Annotated in this window: 14 protein-coding genes, 1 tRNA gene and 1 pseudogene; 6 read left to right on the plus strand and 10 right to left on the minus strand. The window is 56.5% G+C overall.

Features of this window, described 5'->3' with window-relative positions; translation table 11 throughout:
• Positions 1 to 53: 53 nt before the first annotated feature.
• Together COHPA_RS0110080 and COHPA_RS0110085 are read right to left on the minus strand one after the other, a co-directional pair.
• Positions 54 to 129, minus strand: a tRNA-Thr gene (locus COHPA_RS0110080).
• 115 nt (positions 130 to 244) lie between these two features.
• Positions 245 to 1,402 (minus strand): HD-GYP domain-containing protein, encoded by a 1,158-nt coding sequence (locus COHPA_RS0110085; RefSeq protein ID WP_027086054.1) that lies wholly within the window; start codon positions 1,400 to 1,402, stop codon positions 245 to 247.
• 183 nt (positions 1,403 to 1,585) lie between these two features.
• On the opposite strand from COHPA_RS0110085, the gene COHPA_RS0110090 reads away from it, so the two are divergent.
• The 3 genes from COHPA_RS0110090 to COHPA_RS0110100 all read left to right on the plus strand — a co-directional run bounded on the left by COHPA_RS0110090 (position 1,586) and on the right by COHPA_RS0110100 (position 6,258).
• A complete protein-coding gene (locus COHPA_RS0110090) occupies positions 1,586 to 2,248 on the plus strand; it encodes a response regulator transcription factor (protein WP_027086055.1) in 663 nt (220 codons plus the stop codon).
• Positions 2,249 to 2,326: 78 nt separating this feature from the next.
• Positions 2,327 to 4,276 carry a sensor histidine kinase gene (locus COHPA_RS0110095; RefSeq protein WP_027086056.1) on the plus strand — a complete coding sequence of 650 codons (1,950 nt, stop codon included), beginning with the start codon at positions 2,327 to 2,329 and terminating at the stop codon, positions 4,274 to 4,276.
• Positions 4,277 to 4,293: 17 nt separating this feature from the next.
• Positions 4,294 to 6,258, plus strand: a complete 1,965-nt coding sequence (locus tag COHPA_RS0110100; protein ID WP_027086057.1) for a sensor histidine kinase — start codon at positions 4,294 to 4,296, stop codon at positions 6,256 to 6,258.
• On the opposite strand, the gene COHPA_RS0110105 is transcribed toward COHPA_RS0110100, so the two are convergent.
• Genes COHPA_RS0110105 through nirB form a run of 3 tightly spaced genes read right to left on the minus strand, consistent with a single transcriptional unit; the run spans position 6,241 to position 9,935 of the window.
• The gene (locus tag COHPA_RS0110105) at positions 6,241 to 7,056 is read right to left on the minus strand and encodes a uroporphyrinogen-III synthase (RefSeq protein ID WP_027086058.1); all 816 of its coding nucleotides are present in this window, start codon (positions 7,054 to 7,056) and stop codon (positions 6,241 to 6,243) included. The genes COHPA_RS0110100 and COHPA_RS0110105 overlap by 18 nt on opposite strands.
• A gap of 22 nt (positions 7,057 to 7,078) precedes the next feature.
• On the minus strand, positions 7,079 to 7,417 hold the full coding sequence (gene nirD, locus COHPA_RS0110110) for a nitrite reductase small subunit NirD (protein WP_027086059.1): 339 nt from the start codon (positions 7,415 to 7,417) through the stop codon (positions 7,079 to 7,081).
• 31 nt (positions 7,418 to 7,448) lie between these two features.
• A complete protein-coding gene (gene nirB, locus COHPA_RS0110115) occupies positions 7,449 to 9,935 on the minus strand; it encodes a nitrite reductase large subunit NirB (protein WP_027086060.1) in 2,487 nt (828 codons plus the stop codon).
• A gap of 334 nt (positions 9,936 to 10,269) precedes the next feature.
• On the opposite strand from nirB, the gene COHPA_RS0110120 reads away from it, so the two are divergent.
• Both COHPA_RS0110120 and COHPA_RS23340 read left to right on the plus strand, forming a co-directional pair.
• Complete coding sequence (locus COHPA_RS0110120) at positions 10,270 to 10,821, plus strand: ANTAR domain-containing response regulator (protein WP_027086061.1); 552 nt, start codon at positions 10,270 to 10,272, stop codon at positions 10,819 to 10,821.
• A 416-nt stretch (positions 10,822 to 11,237) separates the two neighbouring features.
• Positions 11,238 to 12,339: pseudogene (locus COHPA_RS23340) on the plus strand (MFS transporter).
• A 70-nt stretch (positions 12,340 to 12,409) separates the two neighbouring features.
• On the opposite strand, the gene COHPA_RS0110135 reads toward COHPA_RS23340, so the two are convergent.
• Positions 12,410 to 12,748: a zinc ribbon domain-containing protein YjdM gene (locus tag COHPA_RS0110135; protein ID WP_027086064.1), complete on the minus strand. Its 339-nt coding sequence runs from the start codon at positions 12,746 to 12,748 to the stop codon at positions 12,410 to 12,412.
• Positions 12,749 to 12,920: 172 nt separating this feature from the next.
• Here COHPA_RS0110135 and COHPA_RS0110140 point away from each other — a divergent pair, with 172 nt between their 5' ends.
• Positions 12,921 to 13,529 carry a DUF3298 and DUF4163 domain-containing protein gene (locus tag COHPA_RS0110140; RefSeq protein ID WP_027086065.1) on the plus strand — a complete coding sequence of 203 codons (609 nt, stop codon included), beginning with the start codon at positions 12,921 to 12,923 and terminating at the stop codon, positions 13,527 to 13,529.
• A 74-nt stretch (positions 13,530 to 13,603) separates the two neighbouring features.
• Here the strand turns inward: COHPA_RS0110140 and COHPA_RS0110145 are convergent, their stop codons facing one another.
• From COHPA_RS0110145 to COHPA_RS0110160, 4 genes are read right to left on the minus strand one after another with little or no spacing between them, the layout of a single operon-like run.
• Complete coding sequence (locus tag COHPA_RS0110145; protein WP_027086066.1) at positions 13,604 to 14,233, minus strand: ThuA domain-containing protein; 630 nt, start codon at positions 14,231 to 14,233, stop codon at positions 13,604 to 13,606.
• Positions 14,234 to 14,262: 29 nt separating this feature from the next.
• Entirely contained in the window at positions 14,263 to 14,961 is a 699-nt protein-coding gene (locus COHPA_RS0110150) for an SDR family oxidoreductase (RefSeq protein ID WP_027086067.1), read from the minus strand.
• Between the two features lie 22 nt (positions 14,962 to 14,983).
• Positions 14,984 to 15,436, minus strand: a complete 453-nt coding sequence (locus tag COHPA_RS0110155) for a VOC family protein (protein ID WP_027086068.1) — start codon at positions 15,434 to 15,436, stop codon at positions 14,984 to 14,986.
• A 13-nt stretch (positions 15,437 to 15,449) separates the two neighbouring features.
• Positions 15,450 to 16,496 carry a LacI family DNA-binding transcriptional regulator gene (locus tag COHPA_RS0110160; protein ID WP_027086069.1) on the minus strand — a complete coding sequence of 349 codons (1,047 nt, stop codon included), beginning with the start codon at positions 16,494 to 16,496 and terminating at the stop codon, positions 15,450 to 15,452.
• Positions 16,497 to 16,535 lie beyond the last annotated feature (39 nt).

The raw sequence follows: 16,535 nt of genomic DNA on the forward strand, positions 1-16,535 counted from the left end.
AAAAAGGCGCGGCTCCGAAAACCTCGGAAACCGCGCCGTTATGGGCTTTATTATGGTGCTGATGAAGGGATTCGAACCCCCGACCTACGCATTACGAATGCGTTGCTCTACCAGCTGAGCTACATCAGCAAATCCTTTATTAGAATACAGACTCGAGGGACAAAAGTCAAGAACTTGGGGCTAGGTATTTTTTTCCTTACGCATATCGACACATTCGAAACCCTAGCCCGTGTTTCCGTTACGGTTACACCAGATGGAACACGCGATTGGAGCGGCCTTCCGTCTGCGCCTCCTGATTGAACATCGCTCCGGCCGTAGCCTTGTCGTTGCCGACGCCGCTGATCATGAGATGCAGTTGCCGCTTCAGGTCGACTTCGTACGGCGTAGACAGCGTCTCGCCGTCCGGCGTGCGGATGACGCGCACGATCGGCCTCTGCTTGCTGTCTTCGTGCAGGCCGGATACGACGCCGATCTCTCCGGTGCTGAGGCGAACCGTCGTTCCCCGCGGGAACAGCGCGAGATTGTCGCGCAGCCTGCGGACCTTGTCCATGTCGTACAACGTGCCCGCACCGCCGTACAGCACTTCTAATGCCTCGTGCGGAAGCATAGGATTCCCATTATCGCGGCCGTTCACCATCGTATCGAACATATCGAAGATGCTGATCCACTGGTGAAGCGGATGAATCTTGGCGCCCGTAACGCCGAACGGATAACCGCTGCCGTCGTTGCGTTCATGGTGGAACAGCGCGCATTGCGCAGTCAATACCGGGAAGCCGCTGTCTCTAAGCAAGCGGAAGCCGAACTCCGCATGCTTCATGTATTGCTCGCGATCCCCGGTCGACGCGCGGGCTTGCAGCCCGTTCGGCAGCAAGAGGCGGCCGATATCGTGCAGCATCGCGCCCATCGCGAGGGCGTGCAGCTCTTCCGCGTCCAGCCCTTCGTCGATCCCAAGGCGAGTCGCGCATACGCTGACGTTCATCGCATGCTCGAGAAAATGTTGCTTCTCCCCGTCGGCCAACGTCGTGCTGAGGTGAACCGGCAGGCAAAGCGTATTCCTGCGGGTGCGCAGATCGTCGATCATCAGCTTCGTCGCATCGAAGCAGAATCTGACGACGTTGGGCGACAGCGATTCGCGTCTTCCGCCCGTCAACTCGTCCATCACGTGCACAAGCGCTCCGTGCAGCACGATAACCGTCTCGTCGCGGATCGCTTGATCGGCTACGATATCCTCCGTTCCTTCCTGCTCGATATGCAGGTACGGCAACCCGAGCTGTTGAAGTTTATTAATGGCGTGTTCCGTCAGCACGAAGCCTCTCCCCGCCAATACATGACCTTGCTCTGTATAGATCGAACGACCCAACTTCATCCCCGGACGACACTGGCTCGTATGCATAATGATCATAAGTTACACTCCTTTTTCATTCTCGGGGCTTATCGTCTCGTCCCCGCTCTCTGCCTATATCGTACGAAAGTCTCTCGTCATATGACCAGTGACACCCGTCACTGATCAGGTCACTAATGTGAAATGCGGTCGAATGCACTATAATCATGTATATATAGGACGATGAATCGAGGGGAAAGCCGCATGTTAAAAATCATAATCGCCGACGATCAGACACTCATGCGCGACGGATTGCAAACCATTCTTCAGCTCGAGGACGACATTGAAGTCGTCGCGACCGCCGAGAACGGCGAGGAAGCCTGCCGGCTCGTTGCCGTCCATGACCCCGATCTCGTGCTCATGGACATTCGCATGCCCGTCATGAACGGAATCGAAGCCGTGAAGAAATTGCGGGAACAGTCCCCGCACACCAAAGTCATGGTCCTTACGACATTCGATGAGGACGATTATATTATCGATGCCTTAGCCAGCGGAGCCGTCGGCTTCCTCCTTAAGGATATTCCTACGGACAAGCTCCTGCAGGCGATTCGAGACGCCGCCAGCGGCTCCATCATGCTGCCCTCTTCCATCGCCGTGAAGCTCGCCGCGCGATTGGCTGCTCCTCACCATCACTCGCGTCCGCAAGTCTCGGGCACGCGAAACAAATTAACGGAAGTGAAATTCACCGACCGGGAAATGAGCATTATCGCGTTGATGGTCGAAGGACGCAACAATCGCGACATCGCCCAGTTGCTATTCATGAGCGAGGGCACGGTCAAAAACTATATCAGTTCTATCTACGACAAGATCGGAACGAACGACCGCACGCAAGCCGTTATCTGGCTTAAAGACATGACTGTCATATGACGCCAGTCACTGTGACAATCCGCCCGCGCCCTTTACAATGATAAGCAGCGGAATGAACGCAGGCGGGAGGAATCGGAATTGGCTCGTGGCAGCCTCGGAAATCATTTTCCGTTATTGCGCGTACTTGCGATATTGCTTGGCCTTCTGATTTTAATCGCATGGGGACTGATCTCGCTCGGACGCCAGAACGATCGCATCTTCATCAAGCCTGTCCAGTGGCAACCGGCCGCGGCAGGCTCTTCGTCGTCGGCGCCCCCGCAGACCGGCTGGAAGTCCGTAGACGATAGATCCGACCCGTACGGAAGCGAACAAGACTATTGGCTCCGCCTGCCGCTTGAAGCTGCCGATATCAGGGAACCGGAGCTATGGATATTGAACGCGGCATCCGTGTCCGTCTACGACGGGGACAAGCTGCTCTACGCCTATAACCCTTCTTCAAGCGGCCATCGCTTGAATTTAAATTACCATTGGAATCTCGCGCCGCTCTCCGCGCCGCTGCCCCCCGAAGCGTTCGTCCTGATCGGCAACGACGGGCGGTTCAGCCCCGAACCCAGCATTCAGCTCATTAACAAGGGCGATCTCATCATCCATCTCGTCCGCAAGGATTTATATTGCTTCTTGATCGGCGGCTTGTTCCTGTTCTTCTTCTTCTTCGCGCTCGGGTTGTACTCCATTCGCCGCGATCGGCTTCACCTTTACTTGGCGATGCTGTCCTTATGCGGTTCCTACGCGACTCTAGTACGCAATTACCTCTTGCAATGGCTGTGGGACCAACCTTGGCTGAGCTACATGGAACTCGGCATTTTCCCGCTCGGCGTATTCGGTTTCATCAGCATTATGAACGTCGTATTCGACGAAGCCCACACCCGTCATCTGCGATGGCTGAGATGGCTCGTGCTCGGCTTCGCGATCGCTACGCTGGCGAGCGCCGTGCTGATGACAAGAACGTCGTTCGAATGGCTGATCAGCTATCCGTTGCTCATGATGTTCATCTTCACGGCCGGATTCGTTCTTAAATCGATCTGGTCCGCTTATCAAGACCGCCAAGGCACGGAATCGATCTGGATGCTCGCAGGTTTCTTAATCGTAACGGCCGTGGCGCTGGTACACGTGCTTCGCACGTATACGCCGGCCGTCTTCAACGTCCTCAAGAGGAAAGTTCCTCTGCTAGGCGAACTTCCTTTCGACATTCTGTCGGTCGGTCTGTTCCTGTTCCTCGTCTGCCTCATCCGGGTCATCATCTCCCGGTTCGGCGCGCTCAACGAACAATTGAAAGCTTTCAACGCTTCTTTGGAGCATAGCGTAGCCCGGCGCACGTCCGAGCTTCGGGAACGGGAGTCCGAACTCCAGGACGCGAACGCCCGCCTTGCCCACTCGATGAAAGAAACCGCGGAAGCGAACGCTTCGACGATGGTGCTGGAGGAGCGGCATCGGCTAACCGGCACGATCCACGATACGATCGGGCACTCGCTCACCGCGACGATCGTACAGTTGGAAGCCGCCAAACGCCTGCTTTCCCGTGATCCGCAATTAGCGCAGAACAAGCTTGAAGCCTCTCGGGAGCTCGTCCTTCGCGGTCTGGAGCAAATTCGGCAATCCGCCAATCTGATGCGCGACGATACGACCCGGTACGATCTGCAGGAAGCGATGATCGCTCTAATCGAACAATCGGAGAAGACGACGGGAGTATCGATCGAACGCCATATCGATCCGTTGCCGGACAACCTCACGACGCTGCAGAAGCGCGTGCTGTATCAGGCTCTGCAAGAGGGCATTACGAACGGCCTTAAGCATAGCGGAAGCCAGCATTTCCGCTTCTCGCTGCGCGTGGAAGGCACGCAGCTCGCTTTCCTTCTCATGAGCGACGGGAGAACTTATGCTCCTTCCGCATACGGGTTCGGATTGAAGGCGATGTCGGAGAGGATCGACAACCTGGGCGGTACGATGTCCATCTCCCCGGGTCAGCCGGGCTGCGTACTTCGATTAACGTTGCCTTACGGATTGGCGGACAATCGAGCTCTGAGCTAACGAGAGGAGTACCCCCGATGAAAAGACGATTAACCGATACATGGCGAGCGCACCTTCCGTTGCTCAGAACGAGTCTCATCGTGCTCGTCCTGGTGTCCGGCATAAGCTGGATGCTGGCTGTCGCACAAGCGCGAGACGGCTCGGCACGGACACTTGATCCTTCCGACTGGCAATGGGCTGAAGCTTCGACATACGACGAAGTCGCAGCGCCTTCGAGCGGCTGGCAACCCAACCGTCCGAACGAGAAGATGCCCGCGACTAACATTTGGCTGCGCGTCCCTCTGCCTCAAGGCGACCCGAAGGATCCTTACCTGCAGGTCAAAGGCATCGGAAGCCTGAGAGCGTTCGACGGCAACAACAGGATCTACTCCTACTTGCTGAACAAGAAAGAATGGATCGTCCCCGTCGGTCAATGGAAGATGGTACAGCTTCCTTTGCCGCAGCCGCCATATATCGATCTGCTCGTCCGCTTAGGCAATGAGTCCGTCTTAAGGCTGGAAGCCGCGTACGGCGACAAGTCCGGTCTGGTCGGAAGCATGCTTCGGGAGGACTTGGACAACCTGCTCATCGGCGTCCTGCTCATCTTCAGCGGCTGCATCGCTCTCGGCCTTTACAAGTCGCAACGTAACCAGCTTTACCTCTACTTCAGCCTATTGGCGGTTTCCGGCGGGTACGCCGCGCTCGTCCAGAACGATCTGCAGCAGGCGATTATCGACGTTCCCGCTCTCGTCTATTTCCAGAACGTCTGCCTGCCGATCGCGACATTCGCTTTCATCGGAGCCATGGAGCAAGTATTCTCCGGCATTAACGCACGTGCGATCCGGTTGTTCAGGCATACGGCGCTAACGTTGTCGGCATTCTCGATTATCGGGGCATTGACGAGCATCACGTTGTACATGTGGTCGATCCTCGTATTTACGCCTATTTTCATCGTCATCTTTATAGCGGCTTACTGGACGATCCTGGTCGCGTATCGCCAGCGGAGAGATCTGGAATCGATCTGGATCATGGCCGGCTTCTCGTCCCTTGCGGCAATCACTTTAATTCATATTTACAGGTTCATCATTTATGATCGGGTTCCGGAGCAGGTACAGGAGACGACCGCGTGGGTTCTTCAGCTGCCGAAAGATTTGCTGTTCCTAGGGTTATTCGCCTTTATCGTCTGCCTGATTCGCGTAATCATGTACCGATATATGGCGATGAACAGGCAGCTGACCGAGTTTAATCGATCCCTGGAGCAAATCGTGCAGACGCGCACCTATGAACTGCAGGAGAGGACCGAGCAGCTTCAGCGCGCGAACGAGCGGCTGGCCGCCTCGATGCGGGAAAATGCGGAAGCGATTGCCGAGTCGATGATCATGGAGGAACGGCATCGCATCACAGGCAGCATTCACGACACTGTCGGCCATACGTTAAGCGATACCGTCGTTCATATGGAGGAGGCCAATAAGCTAATCTACGCGGATCGCGGACATGCGGAGGAGAAGCTCGCCGCGTCTCAAGAGCTCCTGCGCAGAGGACTCGAGGACATTCGGCAATCCGTGCGCCTGCTTCGGGAGGACGCCGGACATTACGATTTGCCGGGAGCGATCGGCGCATTGATCCGCGAGACGGAACAGGCGACCGGCTGCCACTTCGAGAGACAGCTCGGGCCGCTCCCAAGCCAGCTTAGCACGTTGCAGAAACGTTTATTGTTCCAGACGCTGCAAGAAGGCATTGCGACGGGACTGAAAAGCAAAAAACCCGCTCGGCGATTCAGACTGTCCGTCAGCTTCGACCAGCGGGATGAGACCGTGCGGTTGAAGCTTGCGGATGATGGACGTCTGACGCGCGCGGACGATTGGGGAATCGGCATGCGCGCACTCGCCGAGCAGGCGGATCGATTAGGCGGACTGCTGACGGCCGAAGCGACGGAGGAAGGCAATCGTCTCTCGTTAACGATTCCTGCCTCTCCCGGAGGCGCGTCAAGCTGGATGATCTAGCAGCAGACGGCTGGCGGCGCACAGAATCGCCGGCCCGAGACGCTCCTCCTCCGGATAGGCGACTCGCATCATCCCTTCGTCGTTCATCGCCTCAGCCGTAATTTTGCCGACGGCGATGCCGAGGACGCGCGAACCGAACGCATCGAGCAACGGCTGCTCCTTGCTCGTCTCGCGAGCCCGCTGAAAGACGGACCGCGCCTGGACCGTGCTCGTGAATACGACGGCGTCCAGCGTTCCCTCGATACACCGGCCGATGAGCTCGTCGATCGGCCCGACGTCGGGCATGACATGCACGTAAGGCAGCAGCTCGATGCATTCCGCTCCGGCCATGCGCAATTTGCCGGAGATTCTCGGCGAAGGGTCGCCGTATAGCTGAAGCGCGATGCGCTTGCCCGATAGTCCGTGCTCCGCAAGCTCCTTGTACACGCCGTCCATCGTCCCGTCGTCCGCTTTGATCTCGGGTTGGATGCCGAGCTTGCGCAGCGCGTTCACCGTCTTATACCCGCGCGCGGCGATTCGCGATTTCTTCATGACCGCGAGCAGCTCCTCGCGCATCCCGAGCTTCTCGGCCATCGACAGAAGCGCCTCCGTCCCGATCCCCGTCGTCAACACGAGCCAATCGACGGGACGCCATAGGAGCTCCATAATTTGAAACATAAGCTGATTGCCATTGGAATATACCGTGCCTTGAGCCGGATAAATCCATGGCGTGCCGCCGAGCTTATCGACGATCCGGTTGAACTCTTCTTCGCATCTCGGTCCCGTTACCGCAACGTGCCTCCCCGATAGTTTCCCCATACCTATGTCCCCTTTGCAGATATTAGGATGTTTGCTTCAGACCGACGGATTCCGTGCGCAGGAATATTTTCCCGGTCGCTTCATGATGAATGACTTCTATCGAAGACACGCATCCCGTATCGGGGGCTTGCACCTGTCCATCGTTCATATCGATTTTCCAATCGTGCAGCGGGCAATAGACGTGATGGTCGCATACGATGCCCTCCGACAGCTTCCCCGCCTTGTGCGGGCAACGATTCTCGATCGCCCGGAACGTGCCGTCCGACAGCAGGAATATTGCCCATTCGGTCCCGTCCCATTGCACCGTGCGGGCGCGGCGATCCGCGAAATCGCTCAAATGTCCGATGTGGATGTCAGCCATGGTCCCCACTCCTCTGTTTCTCTCTTTGTATTTATTCCGCTTGCGGTTTCTCCGCCAGCGCTCCTTGCACGGCGTTCAGGCCGCCGCCCGATGCGGAGTCCGGCGAATTCGCCGTCAGCGAATCGAACGCTTTGCGAAGATCGTCGCTCTCGATGATTTGTTGCCAAGGGTCTTTCATCAGATCGAGCGTTTTGTCGATGCGGGCGACGAGAGCTTGCCTTTCGCCTTGGTCCGCGAGCGCCTCCTTGATGTGCGCGAGTCCGACCCTTTGCAGCCACTCCGAGGTACGCTCGCCGAAGTTGGCCGTCTCTCTGTAATATTGAAGGTAGGCTCCGGTCCACTCGAGCACTTCGTCTTCGGTTTTCACTTTCGTCAGCAAATCCGCTGCCCGGACCTTCGTTCCTCCGTTGCCGCCGACATAGATTTCCCATCCTCCGTCGATCGCAACGACGCCGAGATCTTTGATCGTCGCCTCCGCGCAGTTGCGCGGACAGCCGGATACCGCAAGCTTCACTTTAGCCGGCGTATTGAGCCGTTCGAACCGCTTCTCCATCGCGATGCCCATTCCGATCGAATCCTGCGTGCCGAACCGGCAGAACGTGTTGCCGACGCACGTCTTGACCGTGCGCAGCGCTTTGCCGTAGGCGTATCCGGAAGGCATGTCGAGATCTCTCCACATGTTCGGCAAGTCTTCCTTCTTCACGCCGAGCAAGTCGATCCGCTGGCCGCCCGTAATCTTGACCAGAGGCACGTCGTATTTGCCGGCTACGTCGGCGATACGTTTGAGCTCCTCCGGGGTCGTCACGCCGCCGTATATTCTCGGAACGACGGAGAACGTGCCGTCCTTCTGGATGTTCGCATGGTTGCGTTCGTTCACGAAGCGGCTTTCAAGCTCATCTTCATGCTCTTCCGGGAATACCATGCCAAGGTAGTAGTTGAGCGCCGGGCGGCATTTCGAACAACCTTCGGGATTGCGCCATTCCAGCACGTGCATGACTTCCTTCGAAGTTTTAAGCTTCATCCGCGTGATCGACTCGACGACCTCGTCGCGGCTTAGCTCCGTACAGCCGCAAATGCCTTCTTTCACCTTCTTGACGTTGTCCTCGCCTAGCGTCGAAGCCAAAATTTGCTCGACGAGCGGTTTACAGCCGCCGCAAGAGCCGGACGCCTTGGTGCAGGCTTTGATCTCGCCAAGGCTCACGCAGCCTTTGTCTTTGATCGCCTCTATGATCGTGTCTTTCGTTACCCCGTTGCATCCGCACACGATCTCGTCGCCGCTCATCGCCTCGACCAGATCGGCCGTGCTGGACGAGCCGCCGCCGCCTTCCTTACCGAACAACACCTCGCGCTCGCGTCCGGCGTAATCTTCTCCGCTGCGGATGAGCGAGAACAGCTTCGAGCCTTCCGACGTATCGCCGAACAAGACGGCGCCGACGACTTTGCCTCCCTCGAAGACGACTTTCTTATAGATACCGCTCAGATCGTCCTGCACCCGAAGCGCCTTCGTGCCGGGTTCATCGGTGAATCTGCCCGCGGAGAACACTTGAACTCCGGACACTTTAAGCTTCGTCGAGAGAACCGAGCCCGCGTAACCCTTCGTCTCTACGCCCGCAAGATGCTTGGCAAGGACGGCTCCTTGCTCGTACAGCGGCGCCACGAGCCCGTAGACGATGCCGCGATGCTCCGCGCATTCCCCGAGCGAGTAGATGCTAGGCACGCTCGTTTCCATGACGTCGTTCACGACGATGCCGCGATTGACTTCGATTCCCGCTTCCTTGGCAATCTGCACGTTGGGTTTGATCCCGACCGCCATGACGATCAGATCGGCGTCCTCCTGCGTGCCGTCCTTGAACCTGAGGCCCGTCACGCGCTTCTTGCCGATAATCGTGTCCGAATGCTTCTCGAGCAGGAACTTCATCCCCTGTCGCTCAAGCTCCTCTTGCAGCATTTTCGATCCGGTAGGATCGAGCTGACGCTCCATTAAGAAGTTGAAAATATGAACGACGCTGACTTCCATGTTCAAGTTCAGCAATCCGCGAGCGGCTTCCAGTCCGAGCAATCCGCCGCCGATGACGATCGCTTTTTTGTATTTGCGGCTCGTCTCGATCATCGTGTTGCAATCCTTTATGTCGCGGAAGGCGATTACGCCTTCTTTATCCGCGCCGGGCAATGGAAGCATGAACGGCAGCGAGCCGGTAGCCAGCACGAGCTCGTCGTACGGGACCGCTAATCCCTGATCCGTGTGCACCGTCTTCTTCGCCGAATCGATCTGCGTTACGGTATGCCCGACATGCAGCATAATATGGTTGTCCCGGTACCAATCCCAATCGTTGAGCACGATATCCTTCATCTCGGCGTCTCCGGCCAGAACGGACGACAACATAATGCGATTATAGTTCGGATGCGGCTCGGCCCCGATAATCGTAATCTCGAACTTGTTCGGATTCAGCTTAAGCAATTGTTCGACGAAGGCGACCCCCGCCATTCCGTTCCCGACCATGACTAACTTCCGTTTCATTTCGTTCTCTCCTCTCTTTCGTAACCGCAAGGCTTGAGTAAACATAAAAAGCCCATCCCTCAGATTCATCTTAGGGACAGGCTTCGTTGCCGAGGCGATCGACACGCCGTTGTGCCGATTCACCGTGGTTTTCTAGATTCTGTTATGAGACCAGTATAGGATTAAATCGGTCTGAATGTCAATATAATTAACATCAATAGGTTGAAAATGGTTCTCTCCCTCTCGATTTTATTAGCGAACCTTACCATAAGTGACTTGCGCAATCGTTCCTCGACAACAATCGGAATCCTATGTTATATTATATTACATAAGCGTTTCGGCAGGAGGAGTAATCATGAGCAAACCGCTGTTGTGGCAGGAAGAGGGCGTCGACCCCGCTCCGGTTGCCGTTCTGCAGGGCCACTGCAGGTCATCGGCCAGGAACGAAGCCGAGCTGCGGGGCGGTCTCCCGATGGCGTCGTCAGTCATTCTTCACGTCCCTTACGCGAAGCTGAAAGATCGGCAAATGACGGTGATCAGCATCCGCAAGCTTCCGATCCTCTGGTTGTGCGCGGAGACGCGCATTCCTAGAGAACCGGAATGGGGCTATGCGCTCGACGGGATTCTGTTCCCGCATATGACCCCCGTGGAAATCGATTGGACGCTTCAATGGGCGCAACGCTCCTTCAATGAACGCAGGCGGTGGCACGAGGAGAAAGAACAGCTCATCCAGCGGCTGGAGGAGCGGAAATGGGTCGACCAGGCTAAGGCGATCCTATGCGAAATCAAAGGAATCAACGAATCGGATGCTTACGATTTTCTGCGCAAGCAAGCGATGAACGAGCGCAAGCGCATCGGCGACGTCGCCGCTTCGATCGTCAAGGTGTATCAGCTCATTCACGGTTAATGAAATTGTTGTGTTAATTATGTTGACATCGATCTAACTTCGCACATATAATGGCGATATCACCCTCGATCGAGGGGACGGATTACGGCGACGAAGCCGCTGCCGTCACCCTGTTGAACCAAGCAATCATGCGATTTCTTTACCGAACGATTAACGGACATACGATACAAGGGCGTATCGTAGCCAGGCAACGAAGCCGGATGCAGTCGATCACATCGACAGCTCCGGCTTTTCTTGTGCAGCGTAAAACCGCTTCCAACAGATCATAACGCGGCGGTAAACACAAAGGAGAGATTCCGATGGCTGGAAAAGGATTTTTGAAAGCTGGGCACAAACCTTCTCTGATCAGCGCTTTTCTGTACTTCGACGTAAGCTTCATGATTTGGGTACTGCTCGGTCCGCTCGCCGTCGTCATGATGGACGATTTCAACATGACCGCATCGCAGAAAGCGAACCTCGTCGCCCTGCCCGTCCTCGGCGGCTCGATCCTCCGGCTCGTCTTAGGCTTCTTGACGGATCGCATCGGACCTAAGAAAACAAGCCAGCTCGGCATGCTGCTGACGATGATTCCGCTCACTTACGCTTGGCTGTTCGCGGATAGCCTGCAGGATATGTACTTCGTCGGCTTGATGCTCGGCATCTCCGGCGCCAGCTTCGCCGCCGCTGGCCAGCCGGTGGTATCCGCCGCAGTACCAAGGACTCGCCATGGGCATCGCCGGGGCGGGCAACAGCGGCACCGTCTTCGCGACTCTGTTCGCGAACCGGATCGCGACGCATTACGGAGATTACCACGTCGTGTTCGGCCTCGCCTTGATTCCGATTATTCTCGTCTTCGCAATCTTCACGATATTCGCGAAAGACAGCCCGAACCAACCCGCTCCCGCTAAAGTCAAAGACTACGCGAAAATGTTCTCGATACGAGACACGTGGCTGTTCTGCATCATGTATAGCGTTACGTTCGGCGGCTTCGTCGGCATGTCGACTTACTTAACGATCTTCTTCAATACGCAATACGAATTGTCCGCCGTTCGCGCAGCAGACTTCACGACGCTGTGCGTCATAGCCGGCAGCTTCTTCCGTCCGATCGGCGGCTGGTTAGCGGATCGTCTGGGCGGCATCCGGATGCTGCTCATGCTTTACACCGGCGTTGCCGTTATGCTCGCGTGCATATCGACGCTTCCCGCTCTCTCCGTCATCACCGCGCTTCTGTTCATCATGATGATGATGCTTGGCATGGGCAACGGCGCCGTCTTCCAACTCGTCCCGCAGCGCTTCCGCAAAGAGATCGGCATCATTACCGGCATCGTCGGCGCGGCCGGCGGTCTGGGCGGCTACTTCCTGCCGAAAATTCTCGGCAACATCAAGGATTCGACCGGCAGCTACACGACCGGTTTCCTGATTCTGAGCGGCGTCGCCATCTTCTGCGTCGTCATGCTGCTGATCGTTCAGCGCGATTGGAAAGCTTCCTGGATCGGTTCCGGCGGGCGCGCGCAGACCGGAGCAGAGGCTTCGGCTTAATTATTCGCTCGGTCGATACAGAACAACCTCCCCGACCTTCGTTCGGGGAGGTTGTTGTCGTTCACGGCGATTACACTTTTTTGACGAATTCGGATTTGAGCTTCATCGCCCCGAAGCCTTCGATTTTGCAATCGATATCGTGATCGCCCTCGACCAATCGGATGTTCTTGACCTTGGTGCCGATCTTGATGACCGAAGAACTCCCTTTGACTTTCAAATCCTTGATGACGGTCACGGTATCTCCGTCGTTAAGCACGTTGCCGTTCGCGTCCTTGACCACCTTAGCGCCTTCCGCTTCGGCTTCCGAGCCGCTTACCCATTCATGGCCGCACTCCGGGCAGACGAGCAACCCGCCATTCTCGTACGTGTATATGGAACTACATTCCGGACAATTCGGCAAATCAGCCATCTCTGCACCTCTCCAATCTATTGACATAACTAGCTTTCAGCCTATCACAGTCTTAGGACATGGACAACCGGAGCATTCATTCGGCCCGTAGATATTCTCGCCGCGCTCACCGCCCGTTCTTCCGCCGCATACGCTAGATTGACACCCGCCTAGGAGAAAAGGAGAGGTTCCGATGAACGGCCAAACTTTAATGCTGCCGATCGAAATCCACGCAATGCAGGAGGATCACGTCAAAGTATCGATCCCCTACGTCGCCGGAGGCACGACGCCGGAAGCCGCGGACACCATGAACAAAGCGATCGAATCGGCCGCCCGCGAATTGATGAAGGATCAAGGATACCCGAGCGAGAACATCCAAGAGATGATAGGAACGTTCGAGATCAAGACGAACGAGCGCGGCGTTCTCAGCTTGTCGCTGCTTAACTACGCCTATACCGGGGGCGCTCACGGCAATACGCTGCAACGCTCGCTCACCTTCGACGCGGACACGGGCCGCAGCTATACGTTGTCCGAGCTGTTTAAGCCGGGCAGCAATTACGAGAAGACGCTGAACAAGCTGATCCAGGCGCAGATCAAACGTAGGAAGCTGCCGCTGCTCGTCGAATACCCCGGCATTACGCCCGACCAAGACTACTATATCGCCGATAAATCGCTCGTCATCTATTTTCAGTTATACGAGATTGTGCCATACGCTTGGGGCTTCCCGTACTTCCCGATCTCGGTGTTCACGATCCAAGATATTATCGACGAGAACGGCCCCCTCGGCGAGCTGATGTATTGATGAAGGCGTGCGGCGCGTACAACAAATAACGGCAGCGCTAGTTAAGCGCATGCCGTTATCGTTACAAACATAAGTTAGTTGCCCGCGCACCAGACGACGGATTGTTCGAGCAGCTTAAGCACGCTCTCGTTAAGCAGCCCCTCCGGCCGATGAGCCGGCGTGAAGCAAGCGACGCGCCCCGCTCCGTGAGCGTGTTTCCATCCGGCGATCGACTCGCCGTCGATGGATGAAGAACGCAAGAACACTTCCGTCCGCTCCGTGTCGCACTCGACGAAATAATGCTCGTCGACAATCTCGAAGCTGCCGCCAACCCCGGTATACGTTACGGGCTGATGCTCGCTCGGATGCATCAGGAAATGTCCTCTTAGCATCTTCACGTATTCGCCTTGCGGGTCGTAAGAAGCGAGCCCGGAATGCCAGGCAAGCCATCCGCCCCCCGCCTCGACGTAACGCACGATCTCCGCGGCCGCCTCCGGCGTCATCCACTTCGCGTTCTCGTCCCGCTCCGGAGCAAGCCGGTCCTCGGCGAACAAGATCACCGCATCCGGACGTTCGGCCAACGCTTCGACAAGCTGTTCTCTGCCGACGAACCGGATGTTCACTTCGCCCGCGTCCGCCTTCGACCTCAAGGCCGCCAGCAAAGAAGCATTGCTATCGGCTTCGCGATGATAATAATCGCCTACGATCGCTACGATCTGCTTCATTCTTCACAAACCTGCTTTCGCCATATAATTTAGAGCGGCATGGAACGTCCCGTGTAATCGACGAAGACGAGCTCGTCCGCGATCTTCGTCGTGCCGTCGGCAATATCCAAGATGCCTTGGGCGCTCTCCCCAGCGGACAACGGCGCGTTATTGCCGCCCATATCGGTCCTGATCCAACCGGGGTGGATCGCGAAGACGCGAATGCCGCGCTTCCATAACAGATGCTTCAATTGGATGGAGAACATGTTCAGCGTAGCCTTGGACATCGCATACGGGAAATCTCCGCCGTAAGCCATCGCCATGCTGCCGGCTTCGGACGAAATATTAAGCAGCCTAGCGCCCTCGTTATCGGCCAATAGCGGCGATAGGTGTTTCGCGACGATCATCGGTCCGTATACGTTGACGTCGAACGATAACCGTACCGAGTGCATGGGCAGCGTCTCGATCGAATGGTCCCTGGCAAGCAGAATGCCCGCATTATTAATGATGCAGTGCAGCTTGACGTTGTCCTTGGCAAGCTTGGACGCCAGCCGCATCGCTTCCTCTTCGTGAGTGACGTTCAGCCGTTCGATGTGCAGCCGTTCATGCTCGGCGGCCAGCTTCAATAGCCCTCCCGTCGCGTCCGCCGTTTCTCTTATGCAAGCAATGACCGAATGACCGCGCTCCAGGGCCGCTTTCGTCAGCTCCAATCCTAATCCTCTTCCGGCGCCGGTAATCAGATAGTTCATGCGCGCTCCCTCCGTCCGTTCGTTAGTCGTTTTCCAATAATTCGATCAGCACCTTCAACTCTTGGAACGAGTCCAAATAAGCATAACGGCCGCCCGTGTACTCGCCTTTCTGCAATAGCGGCATCCCTCCGGCTTCCATGACCGCGATCTTCTCTTTCATGCCCTTAATGCCGAACGCGATATGATGAAACCCTTCGCCGTTCTTATCCAGCGATTCGCGCCATGTGCTTGGCTCATGATCCGGTTCGATCAATTCCAACTGCAAGGAACCCATATCGAAAAACGCGAGTTTGGCGCGCGCCTCGGAGCGGCTTCCGCGATACTCCGTCCGAGCGACGTCTGCGACGTCCGTCCAGAACCATTGCGGCTTCTCCATTCCGAAGAAGTCCGCGTACGCTTGCGATGTCTTCTCGATGTCGTGCACGAGCAATCCGATCTGAGTAATGACGTTATTCCCCAATGCGCCTTTGTCCATATTCGATTCTCCTCTACGTTAGGTTCCTGCAGGAATCCCTTGCAATCAAATGCACTTCTGCCGTAACCTTCTCGGCGCCGACCTTTTTCTTCTCGATGTGCTTGACGAGCGAAGTCGTCAATTGCTCCAGCATACCGGCGAAGTCGACTCTCAGCGTCGTTAGCGCGGGCTGGAATCTGGCGCTTAACGCATGATCGTCAAGCCCGACGATCGAGATGTCGCGCGGGACGTCCAGTCCGTGTTCGCGCAGCGCCCGGACCGCTCCGAACGCGACGCTGTCGTTCGCCATGACGATCGCCGTCGGCAACCGTTTGCCGCTCGCCAGGAACCCTTTCATGGCTTCATACCCGATTTCTTCGTGAAAACCGCCGGGAAGAATCCAGTCCTCGTTAACGCCGAGACCGCATTCCGACATCGCTTTACGGAAACCTTCCAGTTTCGCGATCCCGGAGTAACGTTTCAAGTCGCCCCCGATATGCCCGATCTCCCGATGGTTCAGCGCCGCCAAGTGCGAGACGGCTTGTTTCATCGCCCATTCGTTATTGAGGTCCCCTACCATCCGGTTAGGCTGTTCCTCGCGTCCCTCGAACGACTGATCTACGCTAGCGACCCAGAAGCCCTCGGAGACGAGCTCTTCGATGAAAGGCTCGTCGTCGGCCGCTCCGAAGAACAATCCGCCGTCGATCCGCCGCTGATAGAAAATATCTTTCACTCCCCGGATGCTATCCGAGTCGCAACGGCCGCGAATGATGTGCGTCAACACGTAGTAGCCATGGGAAGAAGCGCTTTCTATCACGCTGGCGAGCAGCATGTTCGAGATAAAGTCGCCGGCCACGTGACCCTTCTCGATCATAAACATGCCGATCGTCCTCGTTTTCTTGCCGGCGAGCACCTGCGCCGACAAGTTAGGAACGTATCGATGCTGGTCGATGATCTCCATGACTTTCTTCCGCGTCTCCGGAGGGACGTTGGCGTAGTTATTAATAACCCGGCTGACGGTGCTGCGCGACACTCCTGCGATCTTAGCGATTTCCGTTGCGTTAATGCCGATGTTACCCATCTATTCACCTTCTATAAACACGCGTTTATTCACACGATT

Source organism: Cohnella panacarvi Gsoil 349, assembly GCF_000515335.1.
GTDB lineage: Bacteria > Bacillota > Bacilli > Paenibacillales > Paenibacillaceae > Cohnella > Cohnella panacarvi.

What these genes read in the sequence shown, in the direction of transcription:
- COHPA_RS0110085 (WP_027086054.1), bottom strand. Translation starts at nt 1,402, where the DNA reads ATGATCATTATGCATACGAGCCAGTGTCGTCCGGGGATGAAGTTGGGT.
- COHPA_RS0110090 (WP_027086055.1), top strand. Translation starts at nt 1,586, where the DNA reads ATGTTAAAAATCATAATCGCCGACGATCAGACACTCATGCGCGACGGA.
- COHPA_RS0110100 (WP_027086057.1), top strand. Translation starts at nt 4,294, where the DNA reads ATGAAAAGACGATTAACCGATACATGGCGAGCGCACCTTCCGTTGCTC.
- COHPA_RS0110105 (WP_027086058.1), bottom strand. Translation starts at nt 7,056, where the DNA reads ATGGGGAAACTATCGGGGAGGCACGTTGCGGTAACGGGACCGAGATGC.
- nirD (WP_027086059.1), bottom strand. Translation starts at nt 7,417, where the DNA reads ATGGCTGACATCCACATCGGACATTTGAGCGATTTCGCGGATCGCCGC.
- nirB (WP_027086060.1), bottom strand. Translation starts at nt 9,935, where the DNA reads ATGAAACGGAAGTTAGTCATGGTCGGGAACGGAATGGCGGGGGTCGCC.
- COHPA_RS0110120 (WP_027086061.1), top strand. Translation starts at nt 10,270, where the DNA reads ATGAGCAAACCGCTGTTGTGGCAGGAAGAGGGCGTCGACCCCGCTCCG.
- COHPA_RS0110135 (WP_027086064.1), bottom strand. Translation starts at nt 12,748, where the DNA reads ATGGCTGATTTGCCGAATTGTCCGGAATGTAGTTCCATATACACGTAC.
- COHPA_RS0110140 (WP_027086065.1), top strand. Translation starts at nt 12,921, where the DNA reads ATGAACGGCCAAACTTTAATGCTGCCGATCGAAATCCACGCAATGCAG.
- COHPA_RS0110145 (WP_027086066.1), bottom strand. Translation starts at nt 14,233, where the DNA reads ATGAAGCAGATCGTAGCGATCGTAGGCGATTATTATCATCGCGAAGCC.
- COHPA_RS0110150 (WP_027086067.1), bottom strand. Translation starts at nt 14,961, where the DNA reads ATGAACTATCTGATTACCGGCGCCGGAAGAGGATTAGGATTGGAGCTG.
- COHPA_RS0110155 (WP_027086068.1), bottom strand. Translation starts at nt 15,436, where the DNA reads ATGGACAAAGGCGCATTGGGGAATAACGTCATTACTCAGATCGGATTG.
- COHPA_RS0110160 (WP_027086069.1), bottom strand. Translation starts at nt 16,496, where the DNA reads ATGGGTAACATCGGCATTAACGCAACGGAAATCGCTAAGATCGCAGGA.